This window comes from Halalkalicoccus paucihalophilus (assembly GCF_001593955.1).
Lineage (GTDB): Archaea > Halobacteriota > Halobacteria > Halobacteriales > Halalkalicoccaceae > Halalkalicoccus > Halalkalicoccus paucihalophilus.
This window is the reverse complement of the sequence record NZ_LTAZ01000004.1, coordinates 1-15813: the sequence shown is the minus strand read 5'-3', so window position 1 is coordinate 15813 and position 15813 is coordinate 1. Positions and strand designations below refer to the sequence as shown.

19 protein-coding genes and 1 pseudogene are annotated in these 15813 nt (G+C 66.5%); 13 read left to right on the top strand and 7 right to left on the bottom strand.

All coding sequences use genetic code 11. The annotated features are described in order from the left end of the window. Nucleotide 1: 1 nt before the first annotated feature. A complete protein-coding gene (locus HAPAU_RS05115) occupies nt 2-970 on the top strand; it encodes a succinylglutamate desuccinylase/aspartoacylase family protein (RefSeq protein ID WP_066380373.1) in 969 nt (322 codons plus the stop codon). Here HAPAU_RS05115 and HAPAU_RS05110 read toward each other — a convergent pair. After that, on the bottom strand, nt 967-2031 hold the full coding sequence (locus HAPAU_RS05110; RefSeq protein WP_066380371.1) for a glutamate-cysteine ligase family protein: 1065 nt from the start codon (nt 2029-2031) through the stop codon (nt 967-969). The two genes, HAPAU_RS05115 and HAPAU_RS05110, sit on opposite strands and share 4 nt — an antisense overlap. A 232-nt stretch (nt 2032-2263) precedes the next feature. Between HAPAU_RS05110 and HAPAU_RS05105 the strand changes: the two genes are divergently transcribed. Further along, nucleotides 2264-2785: a carboxypeptidase-like regulatory domain-containing protein gene (locus tag HAPAU_RS05105; protein ID WP_066380368.1), complete on the top strand. Its 522-nt coding sequence runs from the start codon at nt 2264-2266 to the stop codon at nt 2783-2785. A gap of 14 nt (nt 2786-2799) precedes the next feature. Here HAPAU_RS05105 and HAPAU_RS05100 read toward each other — a convergent pair whose 3' ends face one another. Next, entirely contained in the window at nt 2800-3858 is a 1059-nt protein-coding gene (locus HAPAU_RS05100; protein WP_066380366.1) for an anthranilate phosphoribosyltransferase, read from the bottom strand. A 146-nt stretch (nt 3859-4004) separates the two neighbouring features. Here HAPAU_RS05100 and HAPAU_RS05095 point away from each other — a divergent pair, with 146 nt between their 5' ends. Together HAPAU_RS05095 and ahbB are read left to right on the top strand one after the other, a co-directional pair. Next, nucleotides 4005-4478 (top strand): redoxin domain-containing protein, encoded by a 474-nt coding sequence (locus HAPAU_RS05095; protein WP_066380364.1) that lies wholly within the window; start codon nt 4005-4007, stop codon nt 4476-4478. Nucleotides 4479-4544: 66 nt separating this feature from the next. Next, nucleotides 4545-5585, top strand: a complete 1041-nt coding sequence (gene ahbB / locus HAPAU_RS05090) for a siroheme decarboxylase subunit beta (protein ID WP_066380362.1) — start codon at nt 4545-4547, stop codon at nt 5583-5585. Between the two features lie 217 nt (nt 5586-5802). On the opposite strand, the gene HAPAU_RS05085 is transcribed toward ahbB, so the two are convergent. Further along, nucleotides 5803-6060, bottom strand: coding sequence for a hypothetical protein (locus tag HAPAU_RS05085; RefSeq protein ID WP_066380360.1), 258 nt, complete (start codon nt 6058-6060; stop codon nt 5803-5805). 22 nt (nt 6061-6082) lie between these two features. Further along, on the bottom strand, nt 6083-6322 hold the full coding sequence (locus HAPAU_RS05080) for a hypothetical protein (protein ID WP_066380358.1): 240 nt from the start codon (nt 6320-6322) through the stop codon (nt 6083-6085). 91 nt (nt 6323-6413) lie between these two features. Here HAPAU_RS05080 and HAPAU_RS05075 point away from each other — a divergent pair, with 91 nt between their 5' ends. After that, nucleotides 6414-6608, top strand: a complete 195-nt coding sequence (locus HAPAU_RS05075) for a hypothetical protein (RefSeq protein WP_066380355.1) — start codon at nt 6414-6416, stop codon at nt 6606-6608. A 31-nt stretch (nt 6609-6639) separates the two neighbouring features. Further along, nucleotides 6640-6810 carry a hypothetical protein gene (locus HAPAU_RS21560; protein WP_169802621.1) on the top strand — a complete coding sequence of 57 codons (171 nt, stop codon included), beginning with the start codon at nt 6640-6642 and terminating at the stop codon, nt 6808-6810. On the opposite strand, the gene msrB is transcribed toward HAPAU_RS21560, so the two are convergent. Beyond that, nucleotides 6804-7205 carry a peptide-methionine (R)-S-oxide reductase MsrB gene (gene msrB / locus HAPAU_RS05070; protein ID WP_066380350.1) on the bottom strand — a complete coding sequence of 134 codons (402 nt, stop codon included), beginning with the start codon at nt 7203-7205 and terminating at the stop codon, nt 6804-6806. The genes HAPAU_RS21560 and msrB overlap by 7 nt on opposite strands. Before the next feature lie 223 nt (nt 7206-7428). Between msrB and HAPAU_RS05065 the strand changes: the two genes are divergently transcribed. Together HAPAU_RS05065 and glmS are read left to right on the top strand one after the other, a co-directional pair. Further along, nucleotides 7429-8607, top strand: a complete 1179-nt coding sequence (locus HAPAU_RS05065) for a sugar phosphate nucleotidyltransferase (protein ID WP_084383668.1) — start codon at nt 7429-7431, stop codon at nt 8605-8607. Between the two features lie 2 nt (nt 8608-8609). Then, a complete protein-coding gene (gene glmS / locus HAPAU_RS05060; RefSeq protein WP_066380346.1) occupies nt 8610-10412 on the top strand; it encodes a glutamine--fructose-6-phosphate transaminase (isomerizing) in 1803 nt (600 codons plus the stop codon). A 6-nt stretch (nt 10413-10418) separates the two neighbouring features. Here the strand turns inward: glmS and HAPAU_RS05055 are convergent, their stop codons facing one another. Further along, nucleotides 10419-10817 carry a hypothetical protein gene (locus tag HAPAU_RS05055; RefSeq protein ID WP_066380344.1) on the bottom strand — a complete coding sequence of 133 codons (399 nt, stop codon included), beginning with the start codon at nt 10815-10817 and terminating at the stop codon, nt 10419-10421. A 162-nt stretch (nt 10818-10979) separates the two neighbouring features. Between HAPAU_RS05055 and HAPAU_RS05050 the strand changes: the two genes are divergently transcribed. From HAPAU_RS05050 to HAPAU_RS05030, 5 genes are all read left to right on the top strand, one after another. Beyond that, nucleotides 10980-11543: a metal-dependent hydrolase gene (locus tag HAPAU_RS05050; protein WP_066380342.1), complete on the top strand. Its 564-nt coding sequence runs from the start codon at nt 10980-10982 to the stop codon at nt 11541-11543. Nucleotides 11544-11666: 123 nt separating this feature from the next. Next, a complete protein-coding gene (locus tag HAPAU_RS05045) occupies nt 11667-13019 on the top strand; it encodes an ethanolamine ammonia-lyase subunit EutB (protein ID WP_066380340.1) in 1353 nt (450 codons plus the stop codon). A gap of 2 nt (nt 13020-13021) precedes the next feature. Further along, nucleotides 13022-13786, top strand: a complete 765-nt coding sequence (eutC, locus tag HAPAU_RS05040) for an ethanolamine ammonia-lyase subunit EutC (protein WP_066380339.1) — start codon at nt 13022-13024, stop codon at nt 13784-13786. 24 nt (nt 13787-13810) lie between these two features. Next, nucleotides 13811-15205 carry an ethanolamine ammonia-lyase reactivating factor EutA gene (locus HAPAU_RS05035; protein WP_066380338.1) on the top strand — a complete coding sequence of 465 codons (1395 nt, stop codon included), beginning with the start codon at nt 13811-13813 and terminating at the stop codon, nt 15203-15205. A gap of 59 nt (nt 15206-15264) precedes the next feature. Then, the gene (locus HAPAU_RS05030; protein WP_066380337.1) at nt 15265-15399 is read left to right on the top strand and encodes a transporter; all 135 of its coding nucleotides are present in this window, start codon (nt 15265-15267) and stop codon (nt 15397-15399) included. A 114-nt stretch (nt 15400-15513) separates the two neighbouring features. Here the strand turns inward: HAPAU_RS05030 and HAPAU_RS21555 are convergent. Then, nucleotides 15514-15813: pseudogene (locus tag HAPAU_RS21555) on the bottom strand (hypothetical protein); the annotation flags it as partial.

The window sequence follows — 15813 nt, the reverse complement described above, 5'->3', positions numbered from 1 at the left end:
TATGGCAACCCACCGGAGCGATCGGATCATCCTCGCTCGCCTCCCCTCCGGGATCGACGTCGAGACGACGGTCCACCACTATCGGGGCTCCGACGGCCCCACGCTCTACGTTCAGGCCGCCCAGCACGGTCGCGAGGTGAACGGCGTCGAAGTCCTCAGGCGGCTCCACGACCGGCTCGTCGCCGCCGATCTCGCGGGCGAGGTGATCGCCGTCCCCGTCGCCGATCCCCTCACCTTCGACCGGGTCTCGTACACCACGCCGGAGGAACTCGACAGCATCAACGCGAACATGAACCGGGCGTGGCCCGGCGACAACGAGGGAACGCTCCACGAGCGCATGGCCGCGACCCTCTGGGAGTACGTACGGGAGGCCGACGCCGTCGTCGACCTCCACACCGGAAGCCCCGGGATGTTGACCCACGTCGTCTTCACGGCCGGCGACGACGGTTCGAGGGACCTCGCCGGCACGTTCGGGACCGACCTACTGCTGGCCGAACGCGCCGGCGAGGCGGCGAACGAGGAGTGGGGCCAGCGCGGTTTCGACGGCAAACTCCGGGTCGCGGCGTCGCGGGCGGGGATCCCCACGATCACGCCCGAACTCGCACACAACAAGCAGATCGTCGAGGAGGCCGTCGAAACCGGCGTCGCCGGCATGGTGAACGTCCTTCGCGATCGGGGGGTCTTGGAGGGTGATCCCGAACCCATCGGGAAACGCCGGCTCGCACGCAACCACCTCGGGCGCGTGACGGCGACCGACTCGGGGCTGTTTCGTGCCGACCCCGAGCGCGAACTGGGTGAGGAGGTCACGGCCGGGACCCGGCTGGGAGCACTCTACGACCCGACGAGCTACGAGGTCCTCCAGGAGGCGGTCGCCGACCGGGACGGCGTCCTCTATGCGCTGACGAGGGAGGCGACCGTCACCGGCGGGGAGAAGCTCGCGAACGTCGCCCTCCCGATCGAGGAGGATTAGAGCGCGGCGACGTCCTCGCGCAGGCGCGCGGCGTACTCGAGACGCAGTTCGCGGGCGCGCTCGTGATCGATCCGCTCTCCGGCCGCGATCTCCTCCGAAAGCGGGGAATACCTGCCCGAATCGATCCCCATCGCGTCGAGATACGCCTCGACGGCGGGGGTTCGACCCTCGACGATGGCCTCGCGAGTGAGGTCACGCAGCTCCTCGAAGGCCGGGACTGTGACCGTCTCCCCGTCGATATCGGGCTCCTCGCCGATCTCGAGGGAGCGCCCGTCGAGGGCCGAGACCGCCGTCGTAACGTCCTCGAGGAGCGCGAGCAACTGGCTCGGGAGGGCGGCGTCGGGCGCGCGCCACTCGACGGTCGGCGAACCGAGTCGGAGGCGAACCGGCGTGAGGACGCTGTTTTCGGGTTCGATGTGTCGCTCGAAGGTCGCCTCGTCGATCCCGCGCTCGGCCGCGAGGACGCGAAGTTCCTCGTAGGTATCGGCCAGACGGGTGTTCCACTCGTTCATCGAGTCGGTGTACTCCCAGAGGTCGCGATACCGGGAGAACTCCCGGCCCGTCTCGTAGCGATAGACGTACGCCCGCGAGGAGTGTGCGAGACGTTGGCCGTCGTAATAGGGCGAGGAGGCCACCAGCGCGAGCACGGGATCGAGCGCCGTCAGCAGGTTGAGCTGGTCGGGCACTGCCCGCTTGTCGAAATGGACGTGCGTGCCCGCACAGTGTTTGGCGTACTCGATCCCCTCGCCGTAGAGGCGTTCGAGCAGCCGCCCGCGCTCGGAGATGGCGGGCATCGTCTCGCTGACGAGTGGCGTCCCGAGGGGAACGAGGTGTTTGTCCGCGTCCGTGGCGGCCTCGGTCCCCGCTTCGAGGACCTCCCGCAGGTCACGACACACCGTTTCGAGGTCGTCGCTCGGGGGCGTCTCGAACTCGACCATCGGCGCGACGAACTCGTGGCAGATCCGGTCGTGGGCGGCGACGACCTCCTCGCCGGCACAGAGGCGCCCCGCCCCGTCGATCACCCAGTACTCCACTTCGAGTCCCAGAGCCATCCCCTCCATTCGTCGTAACAGGCCGGAGACGTCCAAGAAGGTTCCGTCGGATCCGGCGAAACGACCGAGCGTGGCGGTCTTTCATCCGCCACCGTCAACGGGGCCGGTCGACCGCCGACCGAACGACTCGTCCGGGACTGGCGCCCGACGCCGGTATATAGGAGGGTATGACCACCGATTACCACCGGCTACGCCCGGTAGGGAGCGCATACCGATATCCTCGGGGGGAGGTACTGTTCACATGCAGGAACCGTCAGTCGGGAACGGGACGGGTAGCGCGTCGGTCGAACCGTCGCTCTCTCGACGACGGTTCGTCGGGATCGCCGGAGCGGTCGGTCTGGTCGGTCTCGCAGGTTGTATGGGGGACAGCCCGAACGACGAGTCGAGCGATGCCGGCACGGGATCCGACGGGAACGGGAGTGGACAGTCGAGCAGCGCGAATCAGAGCGAAAGTGACGGCGAAAGCGGCGGATCGAACCGGAGCAACGGAAGCGAAACCGGCGACACCGGGTCGGGACCCTACACGCTGACGGTGACCGTCGAGGACGAAGCGGGCGAGCCGATTCCCGGCGCACGGGTGGAGGTCGACGAGTTCGACGAGGCCGACGAGACGGCCGATTCGGATGGGCGGATCAGTTTCGAACTCCGAAACGGCCAGTACCGCGTCGAAGCGGAGGCAGCGGGCTTCGAGAGCGTCGAAACCACCGTGACGATCGACGGGGCGGACGAGGCGGTCACGCTGACCTTGCCCGCGGACGACTGATCGGGGCTCGCCCTTCAGAACGCCCGCAGGTCGTCGAGGACGGCCCCGGCGCTCCCCTCGTCGATCGACCCGCGAGCGAGTTCGAGCCCCTCGTCGATAGAGGCAGCGTCCCCACGGGCGTAGATCCGGAGTGCGGCGTTGAGCGAGACGGCGTCGGCGAACAGGTCCTCGCGCTCGCCCGAGAGGACCTCGCGGGTGATCCGTGCCGAATCGCCGGCGACGTCCCCCACTGCGAGGTCCTCGCTCTCGAAGCCCATGCCGTATTCTCCAGTTTCGATCTCGAAATCAGAGAACGTCCCGTCGTCCCATTCGGCGACCTTCGTCAGGCCGGGCCGGACGTCGTCGTAGCCCTCCATTCCCTGGAACATCAGCACACGCGAGAGGTCCTGTTCGCTCCGCCCGAAGGTATCGACGATCCGTTTTGCGAAGGGGAGGTGATAGAAACTCCCCAGATGGATGTCGGCGTTCGCGGGGTTCGCGAGCGTTTCGACGGTGTTGAGGAAGGTGCGGACGCCCATCGCGTCCCGACGCTCGAACAACCCGTCGATCTCGGGGTTGAACGCGGGCTGGTAGTAGAACCCGAAGCCCGTCTCGTCGACCATCTCGGCGCTCTCCTCGGGATCGATCTCCGTGCGGACGCCGAGTTCGTCGAGGACGTGCTTGTAGGCGGTCGCCTTCTGCGTGGGAACTCGATCGCCGGAATGGGTGACGACGGGAGTGCCCGCGCCGGCGGCGACACAGCCCGCGGCGACGCCCAGCAGTGCGGACGTGTGCTTGCCGTCGTAGTTCGCCCCGCAGTCGACGGGATCGCAGTCGGGTTCCGCAGTACGAACCGACTCGCGCATCACGTCGGTAAAGGCAGCCAGTTCCTCGGCGGTGTTGCGTTTCCAGCGGTTCGCGAGCCAGAAAGCCCCGAGAGTAGTGTGATCGGGTTCGTCGCCGAGGATCCGACGGAACGCATCGCTCGCCTGCTCGTAGTCCATGTCGTCGGCCGATTTGTGTCCCGAGCCGACGACCTCGCTCATCAAACGCTTGAGCGGCCACTCGCCGTACTCGTGGGTCGCTTGTGCCATATCGGTGGTTGGAACGGCGCGCGCAAAAACGCTCGCCTTCGGTCCCCGAGCGCCACACCGTGGGACACGCTATCGCGCGGTTGCAACGGGAAGGTTTCCCCGGTTGCTGGTCGTTTATTCGGGTAGGTCCCGTATCGACGAGCGCAATGGTAACGACTGGCGAGACGGCACCGTCGATCACCGCGACGGTCGCCAACGGCGAGCTAGCGTCCTTCGAACTCGACGAACACCTCGGCGACGGACCGATCGTCCTCGCCTTCTTCCCCGGCGCGTTCACCCCGCCGTGTTCGAACGAGATGGTCGCCCTCCAGAACGAACTCGGGGAGTTCGAAAAACGAGGTGCGACCCTCTTTGGAGTCAGCGCCGACTCGGCGTTCTCGCTGAACGCCTTCCGCGAGGAACACGGCATCGAGTTCGACCTCGTCAGCGACACGAGTCGCGAGGCGATCGACGCCTACGGGCTCGAAATCGACATCGAGGATCTGGGGCTGTACGGCGTCGCGAACCGCGCGGTCTACGTCCTCGACGACGACGGTGAAATCGTCTACGAGTGGGAAGCGGAGTCCCCCGAGAACGAACCCGACTACGAGGCGCTCCTCGAGGCGGTCGCGTCGGCCTGAGACGGGGCGACCGGTCGACGGGCGGAGAGCGAAACTGATACTCGATATCGGTCCGTAGTGAGTGTAATGACACTCACGGCGGACTGGCGAGCCGACCTCGACGGGGTCGATACCGCCCTCATCGACGGCTATCAGAGCGGGGTTCCCGTCGAACCGCGGCCGTTCCGATCGATCGGGGAGGCACTCGGCGTGGACGAACGGGAGGCGCTCGCACGCGTCGAGGCGCTCGTCGAACGCGGGATCGTCCGGCGCTTCGGCGCGGTGCTCAACCCGCCGGTGATCGGCTCCTCGACGCTCGCGGCAGTGAAAGCGCCCGAGGAGCGCTTTTCGGAGATCGCGACCGTGATCAACTCCTACCGGCAGGTCAACCACAACTACCGCCGGGACCACGAGTGGAACATGTGGTTCGTCGTCACCGCCGGGTCGCGCGAGACCCGCGACCGGATCATCGACGAGATCGAGGAACGAACCGGTTGTGAGGTCCTCAACCTCCCGATGCTGACGGACTTCTACATCGATCTGGAGTTCCCCGTCGTGAACGCCGATCGGTTCGCCCGCGAGTCGGCCTCGGAGGCGGGAGCCGTCGAGGCGACGGCGATCAGCGAGGAGGCGACGGGCGACCTCTCCGCGCTCGACGCCGCGGTCCTGCTCGAGATCCAGGAAGGGTTGCCCCTCTCGCTTACCCCGTACGCGGACGTGGCGGGGGCGACGGGATACGAGACGACGGCGGTGATCGAGTCGGTCACCCGGCTGCTCGAGAACGGCTGTATCAAGCGGATCGGCTGCGTCATCAACCACGTCGTGACGGGCTTTACCGCGAACTGCATGGTCGTCTGGGACGTCCCCGACGAGGAACTAGAAGAACGCGGCCGGGCGGTCGGAGCGCTCCCCTTCGTCACGCTCTGTTATCACCGCCCCCGCAGGAGCGGCCTCGGCTGGGAGTACGACCTCTTTACGATGATCCACGGCCGGGATCCCGAGGCGGTCGACGCCCGGATCGACGACCTCCACGACGGGTACCTGCCCTACGAGCACGAGCGGCTCTACTCGACAGAGACGCTGAAACAGACGGGTGCACGGTACGACGAACTTCTCTCGTCCGATTGACCGTGGTGGTGCGGTTTTTCGAGGCGGTGTTTGCGTCAATGCGGGACCTTCGGTCCCGCGGGCCATGCGAACGGACGCTTCGCGTCCGTGAGCAGAGAGTGAGCGAAGCGAACGAACGGAAAATGGTCCGCGGGAACAGACGGGTGTACGGTACGAACTGGTGTCGACGGGGAGCGACCGAGAGGACGAAAGCCCAGCGGGTCCGGAACGGTTCGGGTCAGTCGCGCGCGGTCGTATAGAGGATCGGGCCGATGAAGAGGAGTGCCACCCCAAGGAGTTTGTACTCGACCGAGGAGATGGTGTTGGGGACCAACAGGAACAACAGACCGAAGAGGATCACGTTCAACGACAGCAGTTTCTTCGAGAGGGCGAAGGACCCGAGCACCGAGAGGACGAACACGGCGACGAGTACCTGCCCGAGATGGTAGCTTTGGACGAAATCGTCCACGGGCTGAAGAGGGACGAACTCAAGCATTCTGTCGGGAACTGTGTTCGATTCAGTCTTTAACCTTCCGTTCCGCCTCGTCGGGGTCGAGTTCGGGGCCCGTAAGCTCTAGCGGACGGAGCCACCCGTACCAGATCACGGCGATCATCAGGGTATACCCGAGCACCCAGACCAGCCGTCCGAGCATCTGCTGGCCCAGTACAACCGAGAAGACGTAGTTCATCACGCCGGGGACGACGATGCCCGTCACCAACACGAGGACGAACGCCGCCTTGCTCGAAAGCGCTACCATACCGTCGTTTCGATTCCCAGCCCCCTCAATCGCTCGGTTCGAGCGGGCGGCCTCGCAGGGTATATGGCAGCGGCACTCGAACCCTCCACGAATGTCGGTCCGCACCGTCGTCGGGTTCTATCGCGCCCACTGGCTGTCGTTGACGCTGTGTCTGGGGATCATGGCGCTGTATCTCACGAGCGCGCTCGTCCACGAGGATTACTGGCACGCGCTGGCGGGCGTGGTGCTTCTCGCACTGGGCGTGGGCTGGCTCTGGCGCCGGTACGACCCGCCGGCCCCAGCGTAGTTGTTTTGTACGCGCTGGCTGAATAGCCGCCATGCGATCGAACGAGACCATCCGGGAGCGTATCGCTGAACTCGAATCGCTCTACGACGATCAGGACCCCCCCTCCTCGCCGCTGGAGGACGAACAGGAGGCGGTACTGCTACGGGCGATCGAGGAACTCGAATGGGTCCTCGAGGAGCGCGAGGGACCGCCGGGTTACTGATCCCGATCGTCGAACTCGAGGGCGGCGGAGTTGATGCAGTAGCGTTCGCCCGTGGGTTCGGGTCCGTCCTCGAAGACGTGACCCAGATGGCCCTCGCAGTTCGCACAGACGACCTCGACCCGCTCCATCCCGTGGCTGTGGTCCTCGCGGAACTCGACGGCACCCTCGTTCGCGTCCGAGAAACTCGGCCAGCCACAGCCGTGTTCGAACTTCGTGTCCGAGTCGAACAGTTCGGCGCCACAGCCCGCACACCGGTAGCTGCCGTCCTCGAAGAGGTCGACGTACTCGCCCGAGAAGGGCCGTTCGGTCCCCGCCTCCCGCAGGACACGGTACTGCTCGTCGCTCAGTTCCTCGCGCCAGTCGGCGTCGCTCGTCGGGATCTCCCGGTCACTCATACCCCGCCTACGGTACGAGGAGCGAAAAACCTGTCCGACGGCCACCGAAGTCGGACCTCCGTCGGCCGTGTGTCGGACACGGCAGGGACGACGGCCGAAAACGGAAACCCGCCGCCGAAGGCGGGTAGAAACCCGGATTTCGTCGGATAAATCGTGCGGGATTGCAGCGAACGTAGCCCGCAGGATGAAAGACATAAGTGTCAGTCCGCCGATTCGGTGAGGTATGGACTCGTTACCTGCAGTCGTCCTCGCCGCCGGGGAGGGAAAGCGCCTCCGCCCCCTAACGCATCATCGGCCTAAACCGATGTTGCCCGCGGCGAACAAGCCGATCCTCGCGTACGTCTTCGACGGGCTGATCGAGGCCGGCGTCAGCGACATCACCGTCGTCGTCGGCTACGGTCGGAGCCGCGTTCAGGACCACTTCGGTCCCACCTATCGGAACGTCCCGCTGACCTACGTCGTTCAGGAGAAACAGTTGGGGTCGGGCCACGCGCTGCTCTCGGTCGAGGACCGGTTCGACGGGCCGTTCCTCGTCGTCTACGGCGATCAGATCCTCGACTCGCGGATCATCGGCGACGTAATCGAGGCGACCGGGGAGGGCGCGGTGACCCTCGGAGTGCTCGATCACAACCGCGTCGAACACTACGGGGGCGTGATCATGGATAACGGTCGGGTCGTCGACCTCGTCGAACGGCCGACCGACGAACGGAAATACCGGCTCAACGCCGGCGTCTACGGCCTGAATCCGCGGATCTTCGAGGCGATCCGGAACGCCGAACCGCGCGACGGCGAACACTCGCTGATCGACGCGCTCTCGTGGCTCGTCGACACCGAGGCCGAGGTGAGGGGAACGCTCACGGAGGGGCTGTGGGTCGACGCGACCTACCCGTGGGACCTCCTCGAAGTGACCCGGGACCTGATCCAGGCGGGCGTCGTCGGGGAGAGCCGCGAGGGGCGGATCGACGACACAGCGAGCGTTCACGACACCGCAGTGATCCGCGATCCGGTCGTGATCGGGGCCGACGCCGAGGTCGGACCCGGGGCCGTTCTGGGACCGTACACCTGTCTCGGCGAGAACGTCACCGTCGGGTCCGGCGCGGTCGTCGAGGGGTCGGTGCTCGATTCCGACACCAGGGTCGAGCCGAACGCGACGCTCATCGAGTGTGTCACCGGGCAGGGTGTTCACATCGGCGCGGCGACGACCGTCCCGGGCGGGCCGGGCGACGTCCGGATCGGCAACCGGGTGTTCGAGCGCGAACGCCTCGGCGCGCTGTTCGCCGCTCGGGCCCACGTGGGTGGGGGAGCGACGTTCGTCCCCGGGGCGATGGTGGGGCCGGACGCGACCGTTCGGGCGGGCGCTCGGGTCGAGGGAACGATCGCGGGAGAGACGGAGGTGCGATAACCATGTGTGGGATCATCGGCTACGCCGGCGACGGACGCGACAGGGAGGTCCTCGACGTGCTCCTGACGGGGCTGTCGGGACTGGAGTATCGGGGGTATGACTCGGCGGGGATCGCCCTCTCGGACGAGGCGATCTCGGTCTACAAGAGCGAGGGCGAACTCGAGAACCTCGAATCGCTCCTCGACGGACAGGAGATTCCGAGCGTTCCCGTCGGGATCGGCCACACCCGCTGGAGCACCCACGGCCCGCCCTCGGACCGCAACGCCCACCCCCACGCCGACTGCGAGAAACAGGTCGCGGTCGTCCACAACGGCATCATCGAGAACTACGAACCCCTGCGCGAGGAACTGGCGGCGGACGGTCACACCTTCTACAGCGAGACCGACACCGAGGTCGTCCCCCACCTGATCGAACACTACCTCGACGAGGGGCTCGACCCCGAATCGGCGTTCCGCACGGCCGTCTCCCGGCTGGAGGGCAGTTACGCGCTGGCGGCCGTCTTCGAGGGTTCGGAGACGATCCACGCTACCCGACAGGACTCCCCGCTCGTGTTGGGTCTCAGCGAGGGTGGCACCTATCTGGCGAGCGACGTCCCCGCGTTCATCGAGTACACCGATCGGGTGATCTACCTCGAGGACGGGCAGTTCGCCGCCCTGACCGACGACGAGATCGTCGTGACCGACGCCGAAGGCACCGTGTTGGAACCGCCGGTCGAGCGGGTCGAGTGGGACGCCGAGGACGCCGGCAAGAGCGGCTACGACCACTACATGCTCAAGGAGATCAACGAACAGCCCCGCTCGCTGCGCCAGTGTCTGCGCGGCCGGGTCGACGAACTCGAAGGGAGCGTGACCATCGAGGAACTCGCCGGACTGCCGACCCCGAAACGAGTCCAGTTCGTCGCCTGTGGCACCTCCTATCACGCCGCGCTCTACGGCGAACTCACCCTCCGGGAACGGGGCGTTCAGGCCCAGACGTTCATGGCCAGCGAGTACGACCGCTCGTCGGTGCCGATCGACGACGGCACGCTGGTGATCGGCGTCACCCAGAGCGGCGAGACCGCGGACACGCTGCGGGCGCTCCGGCAGGCCGGCAGGGCGGGCGCAACGACGGTGGCGGTGACGAACGTCGTCGGCTCGTCGGCGGCCCGCGAGTGCGATTACACGATGTACATCCGGGCCGGTCCCGAGATCGGCGTCGCCGCCACGAAAACCTTTGCGAGCCAGCAGACCGCGTTGACCCTCCTGGCCGACGCAATCGAGGACGGCGAACGACGGGAACTGCTGGGCGCACTGCGGGACCTGCCCGATCACGTCCAGTCGATCCTCGACAGTTCGCCGGCCAAGGAGATCGCCGCCGAGTACGAGGACGCGGGAGCGTACTTCTTCATCGGCCGGGGCTACAACTATCCGGTCGCGCTCGAGGGCGCACTGAAGATGAAGGAGATCACGTACAAACACGCCGAGGGCTTTGCGGCGGGCGAACTCAAACACGGCCCGCTCGCGCTCGTAACGGGCGAAACGCCGATCTTCGCCGTGGTGACCGGCGACGACGAGCGCGCGACCAAGACCATCGGCAACGTAAAGGAGGTCGAGGCCCGCAGTGCGCCGGTCATCGCCGTGACCGACGGCCAGTCCGACGTCGAGCGCTACGCGGATCACGTCCTCTCGATCCCCGAGACGCACGGACGGGTGGGACCGATCCTCGCGAACGTCCAACTCCAGTTGGTGTCGTACTGGCTCGCGAACCGTCTCGGCAGGTCGATCGACAAACCGCGCAACCTCGCGAAAAGCGTCACCGTCGAGTAGCCCGGTTCAGCCGGTTCCTGTATCGTTCTTCGAGCACCACCCGAACAGCGCGAGCGCCACGTAACAGACACCGATCACACGCGTCAGGGGAACGACCCACGGCTTCCACTCGGGGCGTCCGTCCTCGTAGATCAGCGGCGTCCAGTACTCCAGATATCCATCGGGCGAGAGCGCGGCCATCAACCCGTAACAGCCGAGTACCGCTCGGATCGGCCCCGAGAACGCCCGCGGTTTGGCGAGCGCCGCGAGAAAGAGCAGTCCCTCGAGGCGGGCGACGGGAATCACCCACGATTCGAGCGAACAGTCCTTCGGGTTCTCGAGGGCATAGCCCTCCCAGAACTCGATGAATCGACGGGGAACGAGCAGTTCGACGAGGCCGAGGACCGCGAGCACTCCTTTTATCATGTGAGACACTACCACAGGAGACGACAAGAACCTACTGCCGTTCGGCACCAACTGAGGAGTCTCGCACAAATCACCGACGCCGAGATGTCGGAATTTTCGTTCCAACTTAGGTAATTATCACACCAGCAACACTAAACGCACGCGACGGGTAGGCGGAGGCGAATGTGGCCGTGGGGACATGCGGCGCTCGCGTACGTCCTGTATTCGGTGCTGAGGCGGCGTCGGGGCGAATCGCCGGACGGCGTCGCGACGATCGTGGTGGTGTTCGCGAGTCAGTTGCCGGACCTGATCGACAAGCCGCTGGCGTGGAATCTGGGGGTGATCCCGTCGGGGCGGATGCTCGCACACGCGCCGGTCGTCGCGCTCCCCCTGTGTGTGGCCGTTTACTGGTATTTCGCGCGCCGGTCGAGGGCCGAGTACGGCGTCGCATTCGGCCTCGGTTACCTCTCTCATATCGCGAGCGACGCCGTGCAGTCGGCGCTGGCCGGCGAGTACGCATACACGCGATTCCTGCTCTGGCCGCTGCTTTCGGTCCCCGAGGACAGCCAAGCGGGAGTTCTCGCCGAACTCAGTGGGTTCAGCCTCACCCCCTCGCCGGCGCTGATCGTCTCGGCGTTCGTCGGACTGGCGGTTGCCGGCCTGTGGATCAGGGACGGCACTCCCGGGGCCGGCGTGCTCCGGAGACGGTTTCGAGCGGTCGCTCGGGCAGCATGCGACCGTTCGTGAGAGAGTCCGTCGGTCCGGTGGAGGCGTGTGTACCGTAGAAGGATCAACTCCGGTTGTGGAACACCAACTCCGGTTTGTTAACAGTCAACAAGGTTAAGCTATTCTGTGGAGCTAGAACGGGGTATGGCGACGATATCTCGACGAGAGGGGGAGTTCGATTCCCTCCGGGCGCTGTTGGCGAAGGCCAACGAGCGAAAGACGGGCGACGAACTGGCGGGGATCGCGGCCGACTCCGACGCCGAGCGGGTCGCGGCGAAGAAGGCGCTCAGCCGCGTGACGCTTCGGGAACTACGGGAGAACCCGGTCGTCCCCTACCAGGAGGACGAGGTGACGCGAGTCATCCAGGACGCCGTCCGCGAGCCGATCTACGAGCGGATCAAAGAGTGGTCCGTCGCGGAACTCCGGGAGTTCCTCGTCGACTCTTCTACTACTGACCGCGAGATTCGGGCAATCCGCGAGGGGTTGACCAGCGAGATGATCGCCGCGGTGGCGAAGCTCATGTCGAACATGGATCTGGCGCTCGTCTCCTCGCGGATGACGATCACCGCCCGGTGTAACACGACCATCGGCGAGCCCGGCACCCTTTCGTTCAGATTGCAGCCCAACGACCCCGCCGACGACGTCGAGAACGTCCTCGATTCGACCCGCGAGGGGCTCTCGTACGGGACGGGCGACGCGGTGATCGGAATCAACCCCGTCGTCGACAGCGCCGAGAACACGGCGGCGATCCTCGAAGCGACCCACGGGTTCATCGAGGAGTGGGCGGTGCCGACGCAGAACTGCTGTCTCTCGCACGTTACCACGCAGATGGAGGCGATCCGCGAGGGTGCACCCGCCGACATGGTCTTTCAGAGCCTCGCCGGTACGGAGGCGGGCAACGAGGAGTTCGGGATCGACGTCTCGCTGCTCGACGAGGCCGACGAGCTCGCCCGGCGGCGCTGTAGCTCCTCGGGGCCGAACGTCTGGTACTTCGAGACCGGCCAAGGCGCGGAACTCTCGGGCGACGCCCACGAGGGGGTCGACCAGCTCACGCTCGAATCGCGCTGTTACGGGCTCGCGAAGCGCTACGATCCGTTCCTGCTCAACACGGTGGTCGGGTTCATCGGCCCCGAGTACCTCTACGACGGCCGGCAGGTCATTCGGGCAGGGTTGGAAGACGTGTTCATGGGCAAGCTACACGGGATCCCGATGGGGATCGACGCTTGCTACACCAACCACATGGAGGCCGACCAGAACGACATCGAGACGCTCGCGATCACGCTCGCGGCGGCCGGCTCGAACTACTTCATCACCGTCCCGATGGGCGACGACGTGATGCTCAACTACCAGTCCAACAGCTACCACGACGCGGCAACGCTCCGGGAGCTGTTTGGCCGCGAACCTATCGAACCCTTCGGGGAGTGGCTCCGCGAGATGGGGATCACCGAGAACGGACGGCTGACCGAGCGGGCCGGCGACCCGACGGTGTTCGCGTGAACATGAGTGACAAACGAGCGAAGGACCGGCTCGACGGGCCGCGGGATCCCGACCTACTGGAACGGATCACGGATCGAAACCCCTCGCGGCTGGGCGTCGGGCGGGCCGGCTCGCGCCCGCGGACCGACACGCTACTCGAATTCCGGGCCGACCACGGGATCGCCCGCGATGCGGTACTCACGAACGTCGACGAGGGGTTCATCGAGGAGACGGGGCTGGTGAAGATCGGCACGCTGATCGAGGACACCGAGGAGTACCTCGCGCGGCCGGATCGGGGACGGGAGATCTCCGCGGAGACCGCCGAATACCTCCGTGAGCACTGCGAGGAGGGCCCCGAGGTCCAGTTGGTCGTCGCCGACGGGCTGAGTTCGAGCGCCGTCGAGGCGAACGTTCCCGACCTGCTGCCGATCCTGCTCGACGGCCTCGCCGACCGCGACCTGCGGGTCGGCACCCCCGTGTTCGTCGAGTACGGCCGCGTCGACGTGATGGACGCGATCGGCGAGGAGCTCGACGCCGATTGCTGTGTAATCCTGATCGGCGAGCGCCCCGGCCTCGCGAGCGCCGAGAGTCTGAGCGCGTATCTGGTCTACGGACCCGAACGCGGCGGGCCGACCGCGAAGAAGTCCGTGATCTCGAACATCCATCAGGGAGGGCTGCCGCCGGTCGAGGCGGGGGCCCAGCTCGTCGACCTGATCGCGGAAATGTGCGAGCGCGAGCGAAGCGGGATCGACCTGCGCGAGGACGACCGGGAGTTCGTCACCGACTGAGATGAGAAGGATTGGATCCGGGCGATGAGCGAACACCGGCTGACGAGCGTCGGGATCGACGTCGGCACTACGACGACGCAGGTCGTCGTCAGCGAGCTAGAGGTGAGGGAGCCCGCCGGCGCGGGGAAACTGGAGATCGTCTCACGAGAGATCAGGTATCGGGGGACGATCCACGAGACGCCGCTTTCCGGGCCGGAGACGGTCGACATCGACGCGGTCGCGCGGATCGTCGAGGACGAACTCGCCGCCGCGAGGGTCGAGCCGAGCGGGATCGAGACGGGGGCGGTGATCGTCACCGGCGAAACCGCTCGGAAGGACAACGCCGAGGCGCTGGTCCACCGGATCGCGAGCGAGGGCGGCGAGTTCGTCGCGGCGGCGGCCGGTCCCGCGCTCGAAGCGGTGCTCGCGGGGCAGGGTTCGGGAGCGGCGACACGGGCGAAAGAGCGCGGGGAGATCGTCGCGAACGCCGACGTGGGCGGCGGGACGACCAACGTCGCGCTGTTCGACGCCGATGGCGTCCGCGACACGCGCTGTCTCGATGTCGGCGGACGACTCGTCCGGTTCGATTCGGAGGGAGCGATCACGGGCGTTTCGGAGGCGATACGGGGACTGGCCGACGATCTGGGGGTCGACCTCGAACCCGGCACGGAGCCCTCGACCGAGGACCTCGATCGGCTGGCGGGCGCGATGGCCGACTGCGTGATCGACGCGATCACGGGCCCGCCGTTCTCGGATCGCACCGCCAGCCTCGCGATCGGATCGCTCCCAACCGACCCGATCGAGGTCGACGGGGTCGCCTTCACCGGTGGGGTCGGTCGGCTCGTCCACGGCGATCCCACTGACCCGTTCGAGTACGCCGATCTCGGGCCGACGCTCGCGGCGGCGATCCGCGAACGGGCGGCCGAACTCCCGCTTCTCGACCTCGACGAGACTATCCGGGCGACCGTCGTCGGGGCGGGGACGCGAACGACCGAACTCAGCGGTCGGACGGTCGAGGTCGACGAGTCGCTGCTCCCGCTTCGGAACCTCCCGGCGATGGGTGTCGGCGACCTCCCCGAGGAGGACCTCGAAACGCGCCTCGAAGGGGTGATCGGGGAGGCGACCGAGCGGTACGGCCCGGACGAGCCGGTCGTACTCGCGATCGACGACGTCGGTCCCCTGACCTACGACCGGCTCACGCGGGTCGCGGCGGCGATCGATACCGTCTGGACCGCGGATGGAGGCGGTCGACCGCTCCTCGTGCTCACCCGACAGAACTGTGCGAAGGCGCTCGGACAGGCCCTCCGACGGCGATCCGACGGCCGGCCGCTCGCCGTCATCGACGAGGTCGGCGTCGCCGACGGCGAGTATCTCGATATCGGGCGGCCCCTCGACGGTGGCGAGACGGTTCCCGTCGTGGTGAAGACACTGGCGTTCTGATACGGCGGTTTCCGTTGCAGGGGGCAGGTATTAGTGACACGGCGTGTCATGGACCGTACATGGTTCGAATGTCCTCGATCGTAATGCTCATCGGCGTCGTGCTGTTGTTCGTGCCGATCCCGCCGATCGCGACGATCGCCGGGGTGCTCGTGATCCTCGCGGGCGCGCTCTTACGGCTGTTGACCGACAAGTGATCGGCTCGGAGGAAAAGGAAGACCCCAGCCGTCCGAGCGATGTGGAGCGACTGTAGACGACCGATCAGCGACCGGTTCGTGGCCGCCACGACCGCTTTCGCTTCTCGAAGCGGTTCAGTATTCGAAGACGGTGTAGCGGCTGTTCCCGCTCACACTCAGGTCGTCGGTCTCGACCGAGCCCGCACCGCCCGTGATCGAGACGCCGTCCCGAACGGAACTCGAGAGGTCCATGTCGACGTCGTGAATCGACGCCGAGTCGACCCCGGGCATGACGCGGATGGCCTCGGTCTGGTCGATACTCATGTCGATCTCGACATTCGAGACCTCGAGTCCGGAGCCGCCGTCGAGTCGGATGGGGCGCTGGCCGCCGAACCCGTCGAAGTGTTCGTCGTAGACGAACTCCGTTCCCTCGAT